This is a genomic window from Streptomyces sp. NPDC006610 (assembly GCF_040611575.1).
Classification (GTDB): Bacteria; Actinomycetota; Actinomycetes; order Streptomycetales; family Streptomycetaceae; genus Streptomyces.
The window spans coordinates 1-17,676 of record NZ_JBEXOP010000041.1 but is presented as its reverse complement, the minus strand read 5'-3'; the positions used below and the strand labels follow the sequence as shown (position 1 = coordinate 17,676).

At 69.7% G+C, this 17,676-nt stretch carries 16 protein-coding genes and 1 pseudogene; 7 read left to right on the top strand and 10 right to left on the bottom strand.

From position 1 onward, the window contains the following. Positions 1-134 precede the first annotated feature (134 nt). Positions 135-2,858: a hypothetical protein gene (locus ABZY13_RS27080; RefSeq protein ID WP_356635194.1), complete on the top strand. Its 2,724-nt coding sequence runs from the start codon at positions 135-137 to the stop codon at positions 2,856-2,858. Positions 2,859-3,461: 603 nt separating this feature from the next. Here ABZY13_RS27080 and ABZY13_RS27075 read toward each other — a convergent pair. From ABZY13_RS27075 to ABZY13_RS27045, 7 genes are all read right to left on the bottom strand, one after another. Beyond that, positions 3,462-4,580: an alpha/beta hydrolase gene (locus tag ABZY13_RS27075; RefSeq protein ID WP_356635192.1), complete on the bottom strand. Its 1,119-nt coding sequence runs from the start codon at positions 4,578-4,580 to the stop codon at positions 3,462-3,464. A gap of 178 nt (positions 4,581-4,758) precedes the next feature. Continuing rightward, positions 4,759-5,526, bottom strand: coding sequence for a glucose 1-dehydrogenase (locus ABZY13_RS27070; RefSeq protein ID WP_356635190.1), 768 nt, complete (start codon positions 5,524-5,526; stop codon positions 4,759-4,761). 61 nt (positions 5,527-5,587) lie between these two features. Then, complete coding sequence (locus ABZY13_RS27065) at positions 5,588-6,355, bottom strand: glucose 1-dehydrogenase (protein WP_356635188.1); 768 nt, start codon at positions 6,353-6,355, stop codon at positions 5,588-5,590. A gap of 98 nt (positions 6,356-6,453) precedes the next feature. Further along, positions 6,454-6,801 (bottom strand): cyclophilin-like fold protein, encoded by a 348-nt coding sequence (locus ABZY13_RS27060; RefSeq protein ID WP_356635186.1) that lies wholly within the window; start codon positions 6,799-6,801, stop codon positions 6,454-6,456. A gap of 203 nt (positions 6,802-7,004) precedes the next feature. Beyond that, a complete protein-coding gene (locus ABZY13_RS27055) occupies positions 7,005-7,670 on the bottom strand; it encodes an SDR family NAD(P)-dependent oxidoreductase (RefSeq protein ID WP_356635184.1) in 666 nt (221 codons plus the stop codon). Between the two features lie 53 nt (positions 7,671-7,723). Beyond that, a complete protein-coding gene (locus ABZY13_RS27050) occupies positions 7,724-8,134 on the bottom strand; it encodes a cupin domain-containing protein (protein WP_356635182.1) in 411 nt (136 codons plus the stop codon). Between the two features lie 28 nt (positions 8,135-8,162). Further along, positions 8,163-9,179, bottom strand: coding sequence for a zinc-dependent alcohol dehydrogenase family protein (locus ABZY13_RS27045; protein ID WP_356635180.1), 1,017 nt, complete (start codon positions 9,177-9,179; stop codon positions 8,163-8,165). A gap of 212 nt (positions 9,180-9,391) precedes the next feature. Here ABZY13_RS27045 and ABZY13_RS27040 point away from each other — a divergent pair, with 212 nt between their 5' ends. Beyond that, positions 9,392-10,276, top strand: a complete 885-nt coding sequence (locus ABZY13_RS27040; RefSeq protein ID WP_356635178.1) for a helix-turn-helix transcriptional regulator — start codon at positions 9,392-9,394, stop codon at positions 10,274-10,276. Positions 10,277-10,356: 80 nt separating this feature from the next. Here ABZY13_RS27040 and ABZY13_RS27035 read toward each other — a convergent pair whose 3' ends face one another. After that, on the bottom strand, positions 10,357-10,524 hold the full coding sequence (locus ABZY13_RS27035) for a hypothetical protein (protein ID WP_356635176.1): 168 nt from the start codon (positions 10,522-10,524) through the stop codon (positions 10,357-10,359). Positions 10,525-10,663: 139 nt separating this feature from the next. Beyond that, positions 10,664-11,143 carry an ATP-binding protein gene (locus ABZY13_RS27030; RefSeq protein WP_356635174.1) on the bottom strand — a complete coding sequence of 160 codons (480 nt, stop codon included), beginning with the start codon at positions 11,141-11,143 and terminating at the stop codon, positions 10,664-10,666. A 598-nt stretch (positions 11,144-11,741) separates the two neighbouring features. Here ABZY13_RS27030 and ABZY13_RS27025 point away from each other — a divergent pair. From ABZY13_RS27025 to ABZY13_RS27005, 5 genes are all read left to right on the top strand, one after another. Beyond that, entirely contained in the window at positions 11,742-12,401 is a 660-nt protein-coding gene (locus ABZY13_RS27025) for a ThuA domain-containing protein (protein ID WP_356635172.1), read from the top strand. Between the two features lie 289 nt (positions 12,402-12,690). Then, positions 12,691-13,455: a ThuA domain-containing protein gene (locus ABZY13_RS27020; protein ID WP_356635170.1), complete on the top strand. Its 765-nt coding sequence runs from the start codon at positions 12,691-12,693 to the stop codon at positions 13,453-13,455. Beyond that, a complete protein-coding gene (locus tag ABZY13_RS27015) occupies positions 13,452-14,618 on the top strand; it encodes a Gfo/Idh/MocA family oxidoreductase (protein WP_356635168.1) in 1,167 nt (388 codons plus the stop codon). The genes ABZY13_RS27020 and ABZY13_RS27015 overlap by 4 nt, the downstream gene beginning before the upstream one ends. 40 nt (positions 14,619-14,658) lie before the next feature. Then, positions 14,659-15,681: a LacI family DNA-binding transcriptional regulator gene (locus ABZY13_RS27010; RefSeq protein ID WP_356635259.1), complete on the top strand. Its 1,023-nt coding sequence runs from the start codon at positions 14,659-14,661 to the stop codon at positions 15,679-15,681. A gap of 300 nt (positions 15,682-15,981) precedes the next feature. Then, positions 15,982-17,145: an ROK family transcriptional regulator gene (locus ABZY13_RS27005; protein ID WP_356635166.1), complete on the top strand. Its 1,164-nt coding sequence runs from the start codon at positions 15,982-15,984 to the stop codon at positions 17,143-17,145. Positions 17,146-17,527: 382 nt separating this feature from the next. On the opposite strand, the pseudogene ABZY13_RS27000 reads toward ABZY13_RS27005, so the two are convergent. Then, positions 17,528-17,676 (bottom strand): annotated as a pseudogene (locus ABZY13_RS27000) (alkaline phosphatase family protein); the annotation flags it as partial.

Sequence of the window (17,676 nt, the reverse complement as noted above, 5' to 3'; positions counted from 1 at the left end):
ATTGCCGCCCCGTACACCTACGAGCCGACTCGATCGCCTGTTCGGGCGACGACGCGCAGATGTGAGTCCAGCCGTCTACGGGCCGTGCCGCTCACGAGACGGGGCGGACCACGCTCACCTTCAGGAGCTGACGCATGAGACAAGTCTTCGCCCGCCTGACCGTGGCCGCCGCCATGGCCATCGCAACCGGATTACTGACGTCGCCTGGGGCCGCCGCGGCCGAGGCCGAGGTGCTGACCGTCGACTTCGCCGAGAGGACCGGCTCCTTCCGTGGGGGTGCCAGCGGCACGCTCTACGGCTTCGGCGATGACGGCTCCCCGACTCAACCGATCATCAACGGCGCTCACATCACCAACTCCTCGCAGAAGCCGCAGGGCGGGCTCCAGCATCCCAGCGGAGACGTCCGCAACATCGAGGGCGGCTTCTTCGCGAAGCACGGCCGCGAACTCGCGGTCTATGTCCAGGACCTGTATCCCGACTGGGCCTACCACGGCAACGTGCGCCCCCAGGACACACGCACCTACGACCAGTCGGACGGCTCCTGGACCGACGGCGGGAACGGAACCTGGGACTACCTCGAGGTCGTGCGGTACGTCGTCACGGACATCGCCACCAACTCGGACCACCCGGAACAGTACCTCTTCATTCCCTTCAACGAACCGGACTGGATCTGGTACGGGGACTGGGACACCATGCGGAACCAGTTCCTGGCCGACTGGAGTGAGGTCCACCGCCTCATCCACAGCATCTACGACAACGTGTTCGACGGAGCCGTCACTCCACGCATCGGCGGTCCCGGTCACGCGACCTGGCAGGGCGGTGGCAGCGATCAGCGTGAGCGAAGCTTCCTCCAGTACACCGCGGACCACGACGTAGTGCCCGACGTCTACGTCTGGCACGAACTCTTCACCAGCCCGGACGCCTTCCGCCAGCACTACCGCGAGTTCCGGGCTCTGGAGGACGACGTCCTCGGTCCGGACTCCGAACTGCCCGTCACGATCAGTGAGTGGGGCGTACTGGAAGACATGAGCACCCCGGGGCGAATGATCCGCTGGTTCGACGCCTTCGAAGAAGCGAAGGTCGACGCCCAGGCCGCCTACTGGAACTACGCCGGCAATTTGTCGGACAACATGGCCAGGGCCAATGGAGCCAACGGCGGCTGGTGGCTGTTCAAGTGGTACGGCGACCTCGCCGGCTCCGAAACCGTTCAGGTGACCCCTCCCCGGGCCGACGTCTGGAACTCGCTGCGCGGCATCGGCGCAGTGGACGGAAAGAACAGGAAGGCCAGCGTCCTGTACGGCGGCACGAACGCCAACGTGACTCTCCATGCCAGTGGCCTCGACCCGTCGCTGTTCGGGGACTCGGCCGACGTCGAGGTCAGAGAGATCTCCCTTTCCGGCGCGGAGGGAATACAGGGCTCCCCGCGCCTCGTAGCCGCCCATGACGGTCTGCCGATCGGCCAGGACGGAACACTGCCCGACCTCACTTTCCCGACCCGCGACGAGGACTCCGCCTACCAGGTCCTGATCACCCCGAGCCAGGCACGCGACGTCGAACAGACACTGGCTGCCCAGCCCTGGAGCTGGTCCACGGAGGCAGAGGACACCCAGCTCACCGGTGCGCAGAGGCGCGATGCCACCGGCCATGCCTTCCAGGCATCAGGTGACGCCGACGTGTTCCGCTTCAACCAGGCCGGATCCCGCTCCGACTTCACCGTCACCCTGCCCCGCGCGGGCACCTATCGCCTCCAGGTCATCGGCTCAGCGCCCGCGCCCGGCCGCCATGCCTTGTTGGTGGACGGTGAGTTCAGCAGGACGGTGCAGTACTCCGCCGACCTGGGCAGCGGCCGGGCCGAACGGATCTACCGGGGCAGCACCGAGGTCGACGTCGAGTTGCCCGCCGGAGAGCACACCCTGTCCCTGCGCACCAGCAGGGACGGCACGAACGTGCTGCCCAACAGTGACATCAGCTTGGACAAGTACACCCTCACCGACGTCACCGGCGGTGAACCGACCGTTCATCCCGCCAGCACCATGCGTCTCAAGGGCGGTGCCCGCCTCGCCTACGGTGATGCGAGTACGGCGGGTTCCGCACGCATCGCAGGCCGGGGACAGCGGGCCGACCTGTACCTGACGGCCTGGAAGTCGGGATACCACAACATCGCCATCGACTACGCGACCACCGCGGCCGCCTCGGCGACACTCACCGTCAACGGAGCCAAAGCCGGCACCTTCCAGGCCGACGGGGCCGGCACCTGGCGTTCCACCGCCCCGGTGTTCCTCGCCGAGGGCATCAACGAACTGGGAATCACTTCCGCCCAGGGGATCAACGTCTACGCGGTCGCAACCACACGGAACGCACAGGCCGATACCTCGGCCGTGACCGTCCAGGCCGAGGACGCCACCCTGCACGGCATGGCGGGGATCGCCACGCTGCCCGACGCCTCCGGCACCAACGCCTCCGGCAACGCCTACGTCCGCTGGCTCGGCAACGACACCGAAGACTCCCGCAACGCCCTGGAGCTACCGCGCCAGGCAGGGATCGACCGTCCGGGTGTCCACGTTGTCGTTGTGCGGTACTCCAACGCCGAACTGAGCGGCGGCCACGCCTACAACCCACAGGTCGTCGACCGCAGGCTGCAGATCGCCGAGACCGGCGGCAAGGGCCGCGTCGACACCAACGTCCGCAACAACCACCACTGGGACAGCTTCTGGGAGCGCTCGGTCCACATCGATCTGAGCACTGCTGACGGCTCCCTCACGCTGGGCAGCGAGGAGCCGGGCGCCTGGGCACCGGATATCGACTCGGTGACCATCGCCCCCCTCTCCCCCGACGGTTTCCGCACAGACCCCGCCTAGAAGACTGATGAAGATCTTGAAGGGCTGCCCGGCCAGAGGCCGGGGCAGCCCTTCTGGCCGTAAGCACACGAGGCGACGGCACCGGTCGATGCGGTCGCCTCTGCGGCGGGCGCGGTCTCGACGAGGTCGGTATCCTCCGGCTGCGGCGGGGCGACCGTCTCGACGACGGGTATGTCGCCGGCCTCGGGCCCGGGTCCTCAGCGGCTGCCGGACCGGCCGCAACCAGGGTCGCCGGGGTCATGCAGGCCAGAGTCAGCGCGGTACGCGCAACGCGCGGGTTCTTCATGGAGCCGCCCATCTCGGTGGGCCGCCCCCGTGGCGATCAACGACCCGAACGCTACGCAGCGGGTCATGCACGCAGCAGCCATGCACGGCAAAGCCTGAGAAAGATGCGAGCAACGGTCGGCGACCAGCATTTCACTCGTCGTGGTCAAGCCACATGGTCAGGCGAAGAGCTGTCATCAGGGATGAACCTGGCATGGCGTTCCCAGCAGGGCCACGCCCTCATAGGGGTGGCCCGCCCCGTGCTGCCGTCCAGGCGACTGCCGACGTGAGGGCCCCCTACAGGCCAGTGACGGCACGGGCCTGTAGGGGGCATGACGGTCAGGCGAGGTTCTTGGTGAAGAACTCGTCGAGCCGGTCGAAGGGGATGAGATCCGTGCGGTCGTACAGGTCGACGTGGTCCGCACCCGGGACGATCACGAGGTCGACGGTGCCGGGGGCCTTTGCCTGGACGTCCTCGGAGTAGTAGCGGGAGTGCGCATCGGCGCCGGCCACCAGCAACGCCTTGCGGGGGGCCAGCATGTCGATGTTCGTCATCAGCGGGAAGGCGAAGAACGACATCGGCGTGGTTCCGGTCCACGCGGTGGTGGAGTTGATCGAGCGCGGGTGGTAGCCGCGCTCGGTGCGGTAGTAGTCGAAGAAGATCTTCGTGACCGGGTCGGCGTCGGCCGGGAGGGTCTCGGGCAACACGCGGTTGGAGGGGGCGACGTTACCGTTCTCGTCGAAGGGGACCTCGTGGGAGAGCCGCGCATAGGTACCGTTCTCGGCGTCGATCCAGCGCTGCCGGCTGACGTGGTCCACGACCGCCTGGCGCTGCTCACGCGTGTAGTAGTCCTCGTGACCGCGGGATATGCTCCGCGACATGTCGTACATCGAGGCGGTGGCGACGGCCTTGATGCGGCTGTCTGCCGCCGCTGCGGTGAGCGCCATGCCGCTCAGGCCGCAGATGGCCTGAGCGCCGATCCGCTCGCGGTCGACGATCTTTTGCAGGCCGAGGAAGTCGACGGCGGCGCTGTAGTCCTCGGTGTAGATGTCGGGCGAGGCCACGTCACGCACCATGCCGCCGCTCTCCCCGGTGAAGGAAGGGTCGAAGGCGAGGGTGACGTAACCGCGGCGGGCGAACTCGTTGGCGTAGAGCCCCGAGGACTGTTCCTTGACCGCGCCGAACGGGCCGCTGACGACCAGGGCGGGCAACTTGCCCCTGCCCTTTTTCGGCACGTGAAGGTCTGCGGCGACCTCGATGCCGTATCGGTTCTTGAACCGCACCGACGTCCGCTTGACGTTCGGGTCCAGAGCGAAGGTGTAGCCGCCCTCGGCTGCGGTCCCGCTCCGTCCTGCGGCGCCCGCGGCGCGGCCGGTCTCTGCACCGAAGGAGGGCGCGGCCGTGAAGGCGGCGGCACCGGTGGCGGCGATCAGTCCGAGCGCTTTGCGACGTTCCATGGAGTGAACCTCTTCTTCAGTCGGTGGAGGAAGTGCGCGACGGCCCGCGGGGGCGCGACCGAGGCGCGATGTGCACAGACCGCTTTCTGCGTCAGGCGTGGCGAGTTGGGTGCTGCATGACCCGGACACGCCGGAATCGGACGAGGAGGACCTGACGGCTTGACGGCAGTGCAGGGGGTTACTGGGCGGTGTAGCCGCCGTCGACGGGCAGGGCGACGCCGGTGACGTAGCTGGCGCCGGGGCTGGAGAGCCACAGGACGGCCTGGGCGATTTCGTCGGCGGTGCCGAGACGGTCGATGGCCTGGCCGATTTCGGCCTGGGCGGGGTCGAGTTCACCGCCTTCGATCATGGCGTCGACCATGGGGGTGGCGATGGTGCCGGGGCAGACGGCGTTGATGCGGACGCCGCGGGGTCCGTATTCGAGGGCGGCGCTCTTGGTGAGGCCGATCACGCCGTGCTTGGCGGCGTGGTAGGCGGCGCGGCCGGGGTTGCCGACGAGGCCGCCGAGGGAGGAGCAGTTGACGATGGCGCCGCTGCCCTGGTCGCGCATGTGGCGCAGTTCGTGCTTCATGCTCGCCCAGATGCCGCGCAGGTTGATGTGCTGGACGCGGTCGAACTGTTCGGCGCTCTCGTCGGCGGCGTCGGTGGGCGGGACCATGATTCCGGCGTTGTTGTAGGCCATGTCGAGGCGTCCGAAGGTCTCCACCGTGTGGTCGACGGCTGCGGCGACCTGGTCCTCGCCGCTGACGTCGCAGACCAGGGCGAGGGCCCGGTGGCCGGCGTTGGTGAGTTCCTTCACGGCGGCGCTGACGGCTGTCTCGTCGATGTCGGCGAGGCCGACGGCGGCGCCGGCTTCGGCGAAGGCGCGGGCGGTGGCCAGGCCCATGCCGGAGGAGGCGCCGGTGACGAAGGCGACCTGTCCGGTGAAGTCATAGGTGGGGTTCATGGAGACGGTTCCTCGCACGCATTTCGACGGGGTGGTCCTGGGGGCGGGGATGCCGGAAGGTTCAGGTGGTCTGACCTCCGTCGACGACGAGGGCGGTGCCGGTGGTGAAGGCGGCGTCGGCGGAACACAGCCAGAGCACGGCGGAGGCGATCTCCTCGGGCCGGCCGAGGCGACCGACGGGCTCGTCGGCGATGAGTCCTGCGCGGCCCCCGGGGCGGGTGTCGCCGAAGCGGTGGATCATCTCGGTGTCGATGATCCCGGGGCAGACGGCATTGATACGGATGCCCTGTGCGGCGTGGTCGAGGGCGGCGGATCGGGTGAAACCGATGATCCCGTGCTTGGCGGCGGCGTAGGCGGCCTGCCCCTTGAATCCCTTGACACCGGCTCCGGAGGAGACGTTGACGATCGCCCCTCCGCCGTCCTGCCGCAGCATCTGCCGGACCTGCGCCCTGGTACACAGGAACGCTCCGGTGAGGCTGACGCCGAGAATGCGGTCCCAGTCCTTCTTGGCGGTGTCGGCGGCCGACCGGACGGGCTGCTCGACGCCGGCGTTGTTGAAGGCCGCGTCCAGGCTCCCGAAGCGCTCGACGGTCCGGTCGACTGCGGCTTGGACGTCGTCCTCGCTGGTGACGTCGCAGGTGAGGGTGAGGGCTTCGCCGCCGTTGGCGTCAATGAGGCGGGCGGTTTCGCGCAGGCCGTCGTCGGACAGGTCGGCGAGGGCGACCCGCGCGCCCGCGCAGGCGAAGGCGAGGGCAGTGGCCCGGCCGATGCCGCCGGCGGCGCCGGTGACGAAGGCGGTCTTGTCCTGGAAGTCGTAGGAGACGCTCATGTGTGTGCTCCCTTCGGGAGGCGAGCCGCAGGCGTAGGGCCCACAGGCAGGTCAGTGCCGCGGAGGCACCGGTGCGCCGGCGCCGGCGAGCAGGCGGGTCAGGAGGCGGCTTCGATGGTGATGCCGGCTGCCCGACCGAGCTGACCGGCGCTGACGTCGAGGTGGCCGAGGACGAGCAAATCCGGGGAGGGAGCGGGCCCGTCCTGGTAGAAGAGGGCCAGGTTGCCCCAGGGCGCGTAGTAGGCGATGTCGCCTACGGTGGCCGCGACCGGTTCGGGGGCGCCGGCGGTGTCGAGCTTGCGCGGCAGGTCGGCGATCCGCTCGGTGCCGTGGAAATCCTTCAGGTCCAGGGTGAGCGGCAGCAGCGCGGCGAAGTCGCGGGCGGCAGGGCTGTCGTTCAGGACGGCGTCGACGGGGCGGCCGTCGAGGGTGACATGGATGTTCATGGACGTACTCCTCCCGGATGCGGACGGCGAGGTGGGGGCCGCCGACTCCCGCTGCCCCGTGGAGGCGGAGGGGGTGGCGGCCGGGGTGGTCTCCTGTGTTCCGCTGGAGCAGGCACTCACGGCCAGCAGCAGGGCGGCCGCCGAAGCGGCACGGCCCAGGCCACGACGGGCTGCGCGATTCATGAGCGGCGTCCCGGGGATGATCATGTGGGCATGGGCTCGGCGTAGTGCCGGAAGGCGCCACGCTCGGCGTGGATGGCGTACAGGCGTTCGGCGAGCGCGTCGGGGCTGGAGTGCTCGGCGTCCTGGCGGATCGCGCCGGGGACGACGAGCTGGGCGGCGTGGATGTTCTCGGGTGCGAGAGCATCGTGGAGCATGGCCGCGTATGCGCTTTCGGCGGCGAACGCGACCGAGGTGCCGGCCACCTTGGGATTCGGGCGTATGGCACTGCCGCCGTTGACGAACAGCAGCGTGCCCCGGCCCAGTTCCCGCATCCCCGGAAGGACGGCGTGCACACAGGTCACCGGCCCCTTGACGGAGAAGGCCAGCGGGTCCTCCAGGTCGTCGGCGGTCGTCTCCAGGACCGGCTTCATGAAGTCGCCGCGGGGCACCGGGCTGAACTGGAGGATTTCGATCGGCCCCAGCTCCTTGGCCGCCGTGTCCAGGGCTGCGGTCAGGGAGGCGGGGTCAAGGACGTCGGCGGTGAAGCCGCGCGCCCGGATGCCCTCGCCGTCGAGTTCGCCCGTGAGGGCCTCGAGGTGAGCGGCGTTGCGGGACAGGAGGGCGACGTGGTGGCCGGCGGCGCCGAACCGGCGGGCGGCGGCCAGCCCCAGTCCGGGGCCGGCGCCGACGAGAGCGAACGTGGTCACGGTGAGCCTTTCAGGTGAGGCGGTGCGGACGCAGGGCCGGGCGGACCGCAGTGTCAGTCGGTGGCCGGGGCGGCGGTGTACTCGTCGTCGGTGACCGGGTTCAGCCAGTGCACGACGGCGTGGTCGTCGTCGCCCTCGTTGATGGCCAGGTGGACCATCAGCCGGTTCGGGGCGGCGCCGTGCCAGTGCTCCTCGTCGGCCTCGAACAAGACGCGGTCACCAGGCCGGATGACTTCTACCGAGCCGCCGCGGCGCTGGCACAGGCCGACCCCTTCGATGACGAAGACGGTCTGGCCCAGCGGGTGGCGGTGCCAGTGGGTGCGGGCGCCGGGCGTGAAGTGCACCAGAGAGGCGGTGACCCGGGAAGGGGCGGGGGCGGCGGCGACCGGGTCGATGTACACGTCGCCGGTGAACCAGTCGGCCGGGCCCTTGACGGTGTCGAGCGAGCTGCGGGTGATCTGCACGGGTGCTCCTTGTTCCCAAGCGACGGGATCAGGGCTTGAGGAGGGCTTTGATGGCGCGGCGCTCGTCCATGGCCTTGTAGCCCTCGGCGACCTGGTCCAGGGGAAGGCTGAGGTCGAAAACCTTGCCCGGGTCGATCCGATGGGTGAGGACGCGGTCGATCAGGTCGGGCAGGTAACGGCGCACGGGGGCGGGGCCGCCGCGCACGCCGACGTGGGAGAAGAACAGCTCCTGCCCGTCGATCGCGACCTCGTGGGGGACACCGACGAAGCCGACGTGGCCGCCGGGCCGGGCGGAGTGCAGGGCCTGGCTCATGGCCTCGCCGGTGCCGACGCACTCCAGAACGGAGTCCGCGCCGATCCCGCCGGTCAGCTCCTTGATCCTCTGCACGCCCTCGTCGCCGCGCTCCGTGACGATGTCGGTGGCGCCGAACGCGCGGGCGAGCTGCTGCCGGGACTCGTGCCGGGACATGGCGATGATCCGCTCCGCGCCCATCTCCCTCGCCGCGATCACCCCGCACAGGCCGACCGCGCCGTCACCGACGACCACGGCGGTCGAGCCCGGCTTCACCTCGGCGGCGTCGGCGGCCCACCAGCCGGTGCCCATGACGTCGGAGACGGCCAGCAGGCCGGGCCACAGCTCCTCGCCGGGGATCTCGTCGGTGGCGACGAGGGTGCCCTGGGCGTTGGGGATGCGGACGTAGTCGGCCTGGCAGGTGGACATGAACTCGCGGTGCAGGCAGTGGGACTGGAAGCCGTTCCGACAGTTCGGGCAGGTGTTGTCGGAGGTGGCGAAGGAGCCGACGACGAACTGGCCCGGCTTCACCGCGGTGACCTCGGAGCCGACCTCCTCGACGAAGCCGACGTACTCGTGGCCCATCGGGTGCGGGTCGCCGATCGGCTCGGCGCCGCGGTAGGGCCACAGGTCGGAGCCGCACACGCAGGTGACGGCCGTGCGGATGATCGCGTCAGTGGGGTGAAGCAGCTTCGGGTCCTCGAGGGACTCGAAGCGGACGTCGCGGGGGGCGTGGATGACTGCGCCGCGCATAAATGATCTTCCTTCGCGTGCCGAGGCGTGCGCTCCCGGAGGCCGAAGTCGTCTCCGAGTGCAGGGCCGGGTACACCGTCCCGTCGTCATGACCGGGCGAAAAGCACCACGTCATCCAGGTAACCCGCTCTTCGCGCGGTCAGCGAGACACCATCAAGGGGTGTACCGCCAGTACATCCCTATGGACGCGGGCGGGACGTACCGTCGAAGGCGTGGACAACCAAGCAGAGGTCCGCGAGTTCCTGACCTCGCGGCGGGCCAGGATCACTCCCGAGCAGGCCGGTCTGCCCTCCGGGAGCCGGCGCCGGGTGCCTGGCCTGCGCCGCAGCGAGGTCGCCGCCTTGGCCGACGTGAGCGTGGAGTACTACGCGAAACTGGAGCGCGGCAACCTCGCCGGCGTCTCCCCGGCCGTCCTCGAAGCCCTCGCCCGCGCGCTCCAGCTCGACGACGCCGAACGCGCCCACCTGCTCAACCTCGCCCACACCGCCGACGGCTCCGATGCCCTCACCCGCCCGAGACGCCGCACCGCGCAATGGAAAGCGCACCGCAGCCTGCAATGGGTCCTGAACGCCGTCACCGGTGGCCCCGCTTTCGTCCGCAACGGCCGCATGGACCTCCTGGCCGCCAACGAGCTTGCCCGCGCCTTCTACGACGACGTCTACGCGGCGGCCGGCAACCACGCGAACCTGGCCCGTTTCCAGTTCCTCGATCCCGCCTCCCGGCGCTTCTACCCCGACTGGGAACAGGCCGCCGACGTCGCGGTGGCCATTCTGCGGACCGAAGCCGGCCGCAACCCCCATGACAAGGACCTGCACGACCTCGTCGGCGAGCTGTCCACCCGCAGCGACGACTTCCGCACCCGCTGGGGCGCCCACAACGTCCGCCACCACGGCACCGGCACCAAGCGCTTCCACCACCACACCGTCGGCGACCTGACCCTCGCCTACGAGGGCCTGGAGATGGCCGCTGCACCTGGGCTCACCCTCACCATCTACACTGCCGAGCCCGGTTCGGCCTCCGAGGAGGGCCTGCGGCTGCTCGCCTCCTGGGCCTCCACCCAGAACACCGCCTCGCCAGCGGAGCAGGGTGTCGACTGACCACCACCGGGTTCTCCGAGAGCGCCGCCGGTGTGGACCGTGCGCACGCGCCGCGCGCCGGGCGTCCCAGTGAATCCGTTTCAGCGTCGGCGCCGGCCGAAGTCGGCGACGGCCCTGTGGCTGGCCAGCTGGGCCTCCAGCCGGCTGCGGGCCTCCTCCTTGAGCCGGTGGTTCTCGATCTCCAGGACCTGGACGATCCGCGCCATGAGCTGCAGCCGGGTACGCAGGTCGTCGCGCTCGGCGCGCACGTGCGTCAGGTCTCGCTGCTGCGACGCGGGCGCGGGCCAGCGCCCGCGTCGGGCAGCACGTCGGGGCTGGGGTACGGGCTTTGGCCAGGGACGCGGTGGCCCGGGCTCGGGGTGGCGTCGTGGACTCCAACCCGAGCCCTCACGCATGCGCGGTCTTGTCCGCGCCACCATCACCCGGGGTAAGGACGACCAACGTGTGCCTGCTACGGCTCTGCCGAGTCACATACATACGCGCCGCCAGCGCCTGAATGATGTGCATGCCTCTGCCGTGCTCGTCATCGGCCAGTGGGGAGGCAGCGCTCTCGGGTTCGTCGCCACGATCGATGACCGTGATGTGCAGGAGCCCATTCGCGTCCAGGCGCAGGCGCACGGTCAGGTCGCACCGGCCGTGGGTGGCCGCATTGCCGGCGAGTTCACTCACCACCAGCTCGGCATCCTCCAGCAGCTCGCCGCCGACCTTCCACAGCGTCAGAACCGTCGTGGTGAAACGGCGAGCCAACGGGACGCTGGCAGCCTCCGCGGGCAGCCGGAAGGACGACTCCCGTACCTCACGGGGGGTCGCCTGCTTGCGGGGGGCCTCTTCGCGGAGGTCCAGCAGAGTATGTGTTCGCTCGTACACGGGAAGCCCCTCACGAAGGCACGGAATCCTAGGTGCTGCAGAGACAGAACGGCTGCAGAACTCGCGAGACATCGGCTGCCGTTCCCGTCGGCTGCATCTCGCGTCGGAGATGTCTATACGGTTCCTGGACAAGGGCAGGAAGCGCAAGAGCAACGTTTCGAAACTTTTTTCGTACTGATGGGAAGGGTCGGACCGGCACCGCACAGCGCTCAGCCTCGGGCCGGCCTGGTCGCCGCCTACGATGGGGGCGGCCCGCGTCGTGCCGCGAAAGAGAGGCGCAGCTCCCCGTCGGCAGATCCGCGGCGCGGCACAGCCGGTCGATCGACACTGCGCGTGGCCGTCCGTCGGCCGCGGACGGCCGTGCGGCCCCGCGCCTTCCACCGTCCCGATCTGCGAGTGCAGGTGGGCACGTTCCCGTACGCCGACCGCGCGGACGGCCGGAACACGGGCCGTCAGATGGGCGTTGCGCCATCTCTTGACGGCGACCGGGCCGGTTCCTACAGTCCAGTCCATCCAGCGTTACTTGTTTTCGCGCAAAATTTCGGAGCGACGTGCAGTCCGCCTTTCCCGGCCCTGTCGAGAGGACCGATGGAGCACCATGAGCTATGCCAGACGACGGGCGTTGATCGTGCGCGGCGGTCTGGAGGGCTACAGCCCCGTCCAGACCACTGACCTCTTCCTGCCCTTCCTCGACCGGCACGGGTTCGACGTGGTCATCGAGGACTGCCTGGAGGTCTACGAGGACGAGAAGTTTCTGGCCGAGACGGATCTGGTGGTCCAGTGCTGGCCCGGGGGCGAGATCACGCCCAAGGAGAGCGCCGGACTTCGGGCCGCCGTCAGGAGCGGCATGGGACTCGCGGGCTGGGGCGCTGGGCTGGTGGACGCATTCCGGGAGGACTTCGACTACCAGTTGCTCGTCGGAGGGAGGTTCCAGCTCGACCCGTCGGAGTCCGGCCGTCGCCGGGTGCGGCTGGCCGCGGAGCACAGCGACCACCCTGTGATCAGCGGGTTGTCCGACTTCGAGGTCCGCTCCGAACGGTACTGGCCGCTCAGCGATCCCCTGATCGACGTCCTGGCGACCGTCACCTTCGACGGCGACGAGAACCGGCCGGGCGTCGCGTCCGTACCGGCGGTATGGACGCGGACGTGGGGGCGCGGCCGGGTTTTCGCCTCCGTCTTCGGCCACGCGCCCGACGACTTCGACACCCCGCAGGTGCGCGCGCTCACCGAGCGCGGGCTGCTGTGGGCCAGTCGGTGACGCACGCTGAAACGGCGGACGAAGCGGCGGAAGTCGTGACGGAGGCCGCAACGCCGGGGACCGTGCGCCCGAGGTCCGTCCCGGCGGACGCCGGGCGGGTCGTCCACGCCGCTTCCAGGGGCGCCCTGATGTCGTCCACTATGATTTCCTAGCTTCAGTATCGGTTGTTTCGAAACTTTTGCATTTCGAGTGCCGGTACTCGTCCAGCGCACCCAGCCGACGACGGCATCCCTCCCCCGGCGGGATCTGCCGTCGCTCGTCGCCCGCATCGCACCGTGGAAGAGAAGCCATGTCAACAGCCACACCGAGACCCTTGCGGGTCACCGTCTGGAACGAGGGACGGCACGAGCAGCAGAACCCCGAGGTCGCGGCGCGCTACCCCGAGGGCATACACGGGGCGGTGGCGGGGGCCGTCGCCGAGCATCTGGGCGGGACGGCCGAGGTGCGGACCGCGACGCTGGACGAACCGGAGCACGGGCTGACCGAGGACGTGCTGGCCGCGACGGACGTGCTGACCTGGTGGGGGAACCTGGCACACCGCGAGGTGTCGGACGAGGTGGTCAAGCGGGTGCACCGCCGGGTGCTGGCCGGAATGGGCCTGGTCGTGCTGCACTCCGGGCACTTGTCGAAGGTCTTCACCCGGCTCATGGGCACGACCTGCACGCTGCGCTGGCGCAGCGGACGCGATCGCGAAGTGGTCTGGACGGTGGCACCCACCCATCCCGTGGCGGCCGGCGTACCCCACCCGTTCGTCATCGACGAGCAGGAGATGTACGGGGAGTACTTCGACATCCCCGTCCCCGACGAACTGGTCTTCCTCAGTTCCTTCAGCGGCGGCGAGGTGTTCCGCAGCGGCTGTGCCTTCCGGCGCGGCCACGGAAAGATCTTCTACTTCAGTCCCGGGGACCAGGACTATCCCGTCTACCACCATCCCCACGTCCGCCGCGTCATCGCCAACGCCGTGCGCTGGACGGCGCCCGAGGCCGACCGGACGGTCCCCAGGCTGGTCCACAGCGAATCCGGCTGGTTCGAACGGGGCGGCGACCAGGCGTGAGATCCCAGACCTTCAGAACGATCCCGTCCGACCGCGGTCCCTTGCGCGTCCTGGTCGTGGGGGCCGGCCGCATGGCCCGTGTCTGGATCCGGGCCGTCCTGGCCTCGCCGGACACGGAACTCGCGGGCGTCGTCGACCGCGTCCCCGCCCACGCCGAGGCCCTCGTGCACCGGTTGGGCGTGCCGGGAACGCCCACCGGTCACGACCTGGCCTCGCTGGCGGCGGCCACGCGTCCCGACGCCGTCGTGGACGTGACCGTCCCCGAGGCCCACCTGCCCGTGACACTGGCGGCACTGGCCCTCGGACTGCCCGTCCTGGGCGAGAAACCCGTAGCCGCCACGGTGCCCGAGGCACTGCGGCTGGCCGCCGCGTCCGAGGCGGCGGGCGAACTGTTCATGGTCAGCCAGTCCCGGCGGTACAACCGGCACCTGGACGCCCTCCGGGACCGCGCGCACCTGCTCGGCCGGCCGGGCATCCTCACCACCGACTTCTTCCGGGCCCCGCATTTCGGCGGATTCCGCGAGACCATGGCCCATCCGCTCCTGCTCGACATGGCGATCCACCCGTTCGACACCGCCCGCTGGCTCCTGAACGCCGATCCCGTGTCGGTGCGCTGCGAGGAGTACAACCCCTCTTGGAGTTGGTACGCGGGCGACGCCGCCGCCACGGCCGTCTTCGAGATGGCCGGCGGCATCAGGTACGTGTACAACGGCAGTTGGTGCAGCGGTGGCTTGGAGACCTCCTGGAACGGGGCCTGGCGGCTCAGCGCCGAGCTGGGGTCGGCCGTCTGGGACGGCGAGGGCCCGCCCGAGACCGAGCTCCACGAGTCCGAGGGCCGACTGCCGCCGCAGAGCGGGACCGGGAGCGACGACGGCGTTCCGGAAGGAGTGGCGGGCGCGCTGGCCGAGTTCGTCCACGCACTGCGCACCGGCGTCACGCCCACCGGGGAAGTGCACCGCAACGTGCTCAGCCTCGCCATGGTGACGGCCGCCGTGGCCTCCGCGCGAACGGACCGCCGCGTGCACATCGAGCCGCTCCTCGACGAGGCAATGGCCGAGGCGCTCGCTACCGCCACCGGACCGGAAGCGGCACGTCTGCGTGCCTGGCCGTCGGTGGGCGAAGCTCTGGCCGTCACACCGAAAGGACTGAACCGTGCTGGATGACATCACGTCGGCGGACAGCGGTCTGAGAGCCGCGAACCGGCTGCCGCGCCCCACTCTGGCCCAGATCGCCAAGACGGCGGGAGTGTCGGTCTCCACCGTCTCCAAGGTCCTCAACGACCGGACCGACGTCTCGCAGGACACGCGCGCCAAGGTGGACTCGGCCCTGCGTGAGCACCGGTACGTCCGTCGCGGCATCTCCGCCGAGGGGCCGACCGTCCGGACCGTCGACCTGGTGGTGAGCGGGCTCGACGGCTCCTGGCCCGCCAGCGTCGCCAGCGGCATGGAGGCGGCGGCGTACGAGGCCGGCGTCCACGTGGTGATCTCGGTGGCGCGCACCTCCCCGCCCGTCGGCAGGCACCGAGGGCGGGACTGGGTGGACCGCATCCTCGAACGCGGCAGTGCCGGGGTGGTTCTGGGCCTGATCGAACCGACGGAGGACCAGCTGACGAGGTTGCGGCGGGCACAGGTACCGTGCGTCGTCATCGACCCGCTCAGCGACCCGTCGCCCGATGTGATGTCCGTGGGCACGACGAACTGGGCCGGCGCCTACGAGGGGACCGCTCACCTCCTGGAGCTGGGTCACCGCCGCATCGGACTGGTGACGGGTCCGCCCGACCACCTCTATGCCCGAGCCCGGCTTGCGGGCTACCGCTCGGCGATGGCCGCCGCGGGCGTCGAGGTGTCGCCGGAACTGCTGCGGCACGGCACCTACGAGCGGGCCAGCGGCGCCGAGCAGGTCAGGGCTCTGCTCACACTGCCCAAGCCCCCGACCGCCCTCTTCATCTGCTCCGACCACTTGGCCATCGGCGGGTACGAGGCGCTGGCCGAGGCCGGTCTGCGCGTGCCCGACGACGTCAGCGTGATCGGCTTCGACGACCTGCCCGAAGCCCGCTGGGTCAATCCCGCTCTGACGACCGTGCGCCAGCCGCTCAAGGAGATGGGCCGCAGCGCCCTGCGCACCCTGCTCAGACTGATCGAGGGTGAGGAACTGGAGAGCCGCCGGGTCGAGCTGGCTACCACCCTCGTGGTCCGGGACAGTACGGCTCCTCACAAGGAGGCCTGACGGCGCCAACTTTCCGCCCCAAGGGAGCGCTCCCATCGCCCTTCCGCTCGACGCAGCCCGTGGGCGCTGTCGCGGCGTGGTGGGTCTCCGTCTCACGGGAGGTTCCGGGTCGGGTGAGCATGGTGCGAGCCGGTCCGAGTTGCGATGGCTACAGCGCGGACTTTCACCGAATCCCGTCTGATATTGGCCGCAATTTGGATCACAAGGAGGGTTTACGCGAAGCCTTAAGCATAAGTGCCTCGGTCTGTATGCTTATCCCTGGAGAGAGGTATCGCGACACGAGGAGACACGGAGTTGACCATGGAACCGGTAGGCGCGGGCGCCCTTCTGGCGCTACTGCGTAACGGCCAGGCGCAGACCCGCGCCGAATTGGTGCAACTCACCGGTCTCTCCAGGTCCACGGTGGCCCAGCGCGTCGACGCCCTCCTCGATCACCGTTGGATCGTGCCGAAGGGCGACGCGATCTCCTCGGGCGGCAGACCCGCCGTCTCCTTCGCCTTCAACGCCGGCGCGAGGGTCGTGCTCTCCGCCGACGTCGGCACCACACAGACCCGGGTCGCCGTGACCGACCTGGCGACGCAGGTGCTGGCCGAGCGCAGCCAGGACATGGCCATTACCGAGGGACCCGAGTACGTCCTGAAGTGGCTCGTCCAGGAATTCGAGAACCTGCTGGCAGAAACCGGGCACAGCCTCGCCGACGTGTGCGGGGTCGGCATCGGCCTCCCGGGCCCCGTAGAGCACACGACCGGCCGGCCGGTCAATCCGCCGGTCATGTCCGGCTGGGACGGCTTCGACGTGCCGGGCTGGTTCCAGCACAGATGGGGAGCGCCCGTCCTGGTCGACAACTCCGTCAACGTGATGGCTCTCAGCGAGCACGGCGCGCTCAGTCCCCAGGTCGAGCACCTGCTCTTCGTCAAAGTCGGCACCGAGATCGGCTGCGGCATCATCACCGAGCACCGCCTCCACCGCGGCGCGCAGGGAGCGGCCGGGGACATCGGCCACATCCAGGTCACCACTGCGCCGGACCGGGTCTGCCGATGCGGCAATGTCGGCTGCCTGGAAGCCGTCGCCAGTGGATGGGCGATCGCCGAACGGCTTCGGGACCTCGGCGAGGACGTTGCCGACAGCCGCGACGTGCTGGGACTGGTCCGGACCGGAAACGCCGCCGCGATGCAGATGATCCGTCAGGCCGGCCGGGACATCGGAGACGTACTGGCATCTCTGGTGAACTTCTTCAACCCCGGCGCGATCGTCATAGGCGGTGAGCTCTCCGATGCCGGTGAGCACCTCCTCGCAGGCGTGCGGGAAGTCATCTACAGCCGCTCCCTCCCCCTGGTCACCCAACACCTGAACATTCGTGTCCGCCAGATGGGAGACCGCGCCGGCGTGGTCGGAGCGTCCCTCATGGTGATCGAGCACGTGCTCAGTCCCGCCGCGATCGACCGCTCGGTAGCCGGCGGGTAGGCCCTCAGCCCCTATAGGTTGATGGAGGGCGAACTTTTGCTTGACGTTAGGCATAAGCGCGGGAGATCATGGTGATCGGCACGGGCAGTTCCGCCTGAGCCTTTACCGATGGCAGTCCCCCGACATCGGTAGACCACGCCGAGGCGCTTCATCCCGAGCCGTACAGGCGCTCCCGGGCACATCGCGATCCGGAACCTTACGGCTGTCACCCTCCCGGGTGAGGCGCCCGGCGTGGCTCACTGGCCCTGGCCATGCGTGACCCGCTCAGGAAATCGAACCGCACCTTCCCCGACCCGCCTTCCGGCGCTTCCACGCCGCTGCCGTCGGCACGCTCGCCTCGCTCGACCAGGGTGCGCTCGGCGACAGCCGGCGCACCGCTGTCTCATCCGAGGCCGGCGAGTTCGAGGAGGAGGGACTTGACCTCGGTGGCCGCGATGCGGTCGCCGAGGGGGTGGGGGGTGGAGCAGATGAGGAGTGGGCCTTCGTCGTCGTTTGCGGGGAGGCGGCCGTGGCTGCCGCGGACGGGTGTGG

Coding starts and splice junctions, on each gene's coding strand:
- ABZY13_RS27070 (WP_356635190.1), bottom strand. CDS start 5,526: ATGAACCCCACCTATGACTTCACCGGACAGGTCGCCTTCGTCACCGGC.
- ABZY13_RS27065 (WP_356635188.1), bottom strand. CDS start 6,355: ATGAGCGTCTCCTACGACTTCCAGGACAAGACCGCCTTCGTCACCGGC.
- ABZY13_RS27075 (WP_356635192.1), bottom strand. CDS start 4,580: ATGGAACGTCGCAAAGCGCTCGGACTGATCGCCGCCACCGGTGCCGCC.
- ABZY13_RS27080 (WP_356635194.1), top strand. CDS start 135: ATGAGACAAGTCTTCGCCCGCCTGACCGTGGCCGCCGCCATGGCCATC.
- ABZY13_RS27005 (WP_356635166.1), top strand. CDS start 15,982: ATGGAACCGGTAGGCGCGGGCGCCCTTCTGGCGCTACTGCGTAACGGC.
- ABZY13_RS27045 (WP_356635180.1), bottom strand. CDS start 9,179: ATGCGCGGCGCAGTCATCCACGCCCCCCGCGACGTCCGCTTCGAGTCC.
- ABZY13_RS27025 (WP_356635172.1), top strand. CDS start 11,742: ATGAGCTATGCCAGACGACGGGCGTTGATCGTGCGCGGCGGTCTGGAG.
- ABZY13_RS27060 (WP_356635186.1), bottom strand. CDS start 6,801: ATGAACATCCATGTCACCCTCGACGGCCGCCCCGTCGACGCCGTCCTG.
- ABZY13_RS27020 (WP_356635170.1), top strand. CDS start 12,691: ATGTCAACAGCCACACCGAGACCCTTGCGGGTCACCGTCTGGAACGAG.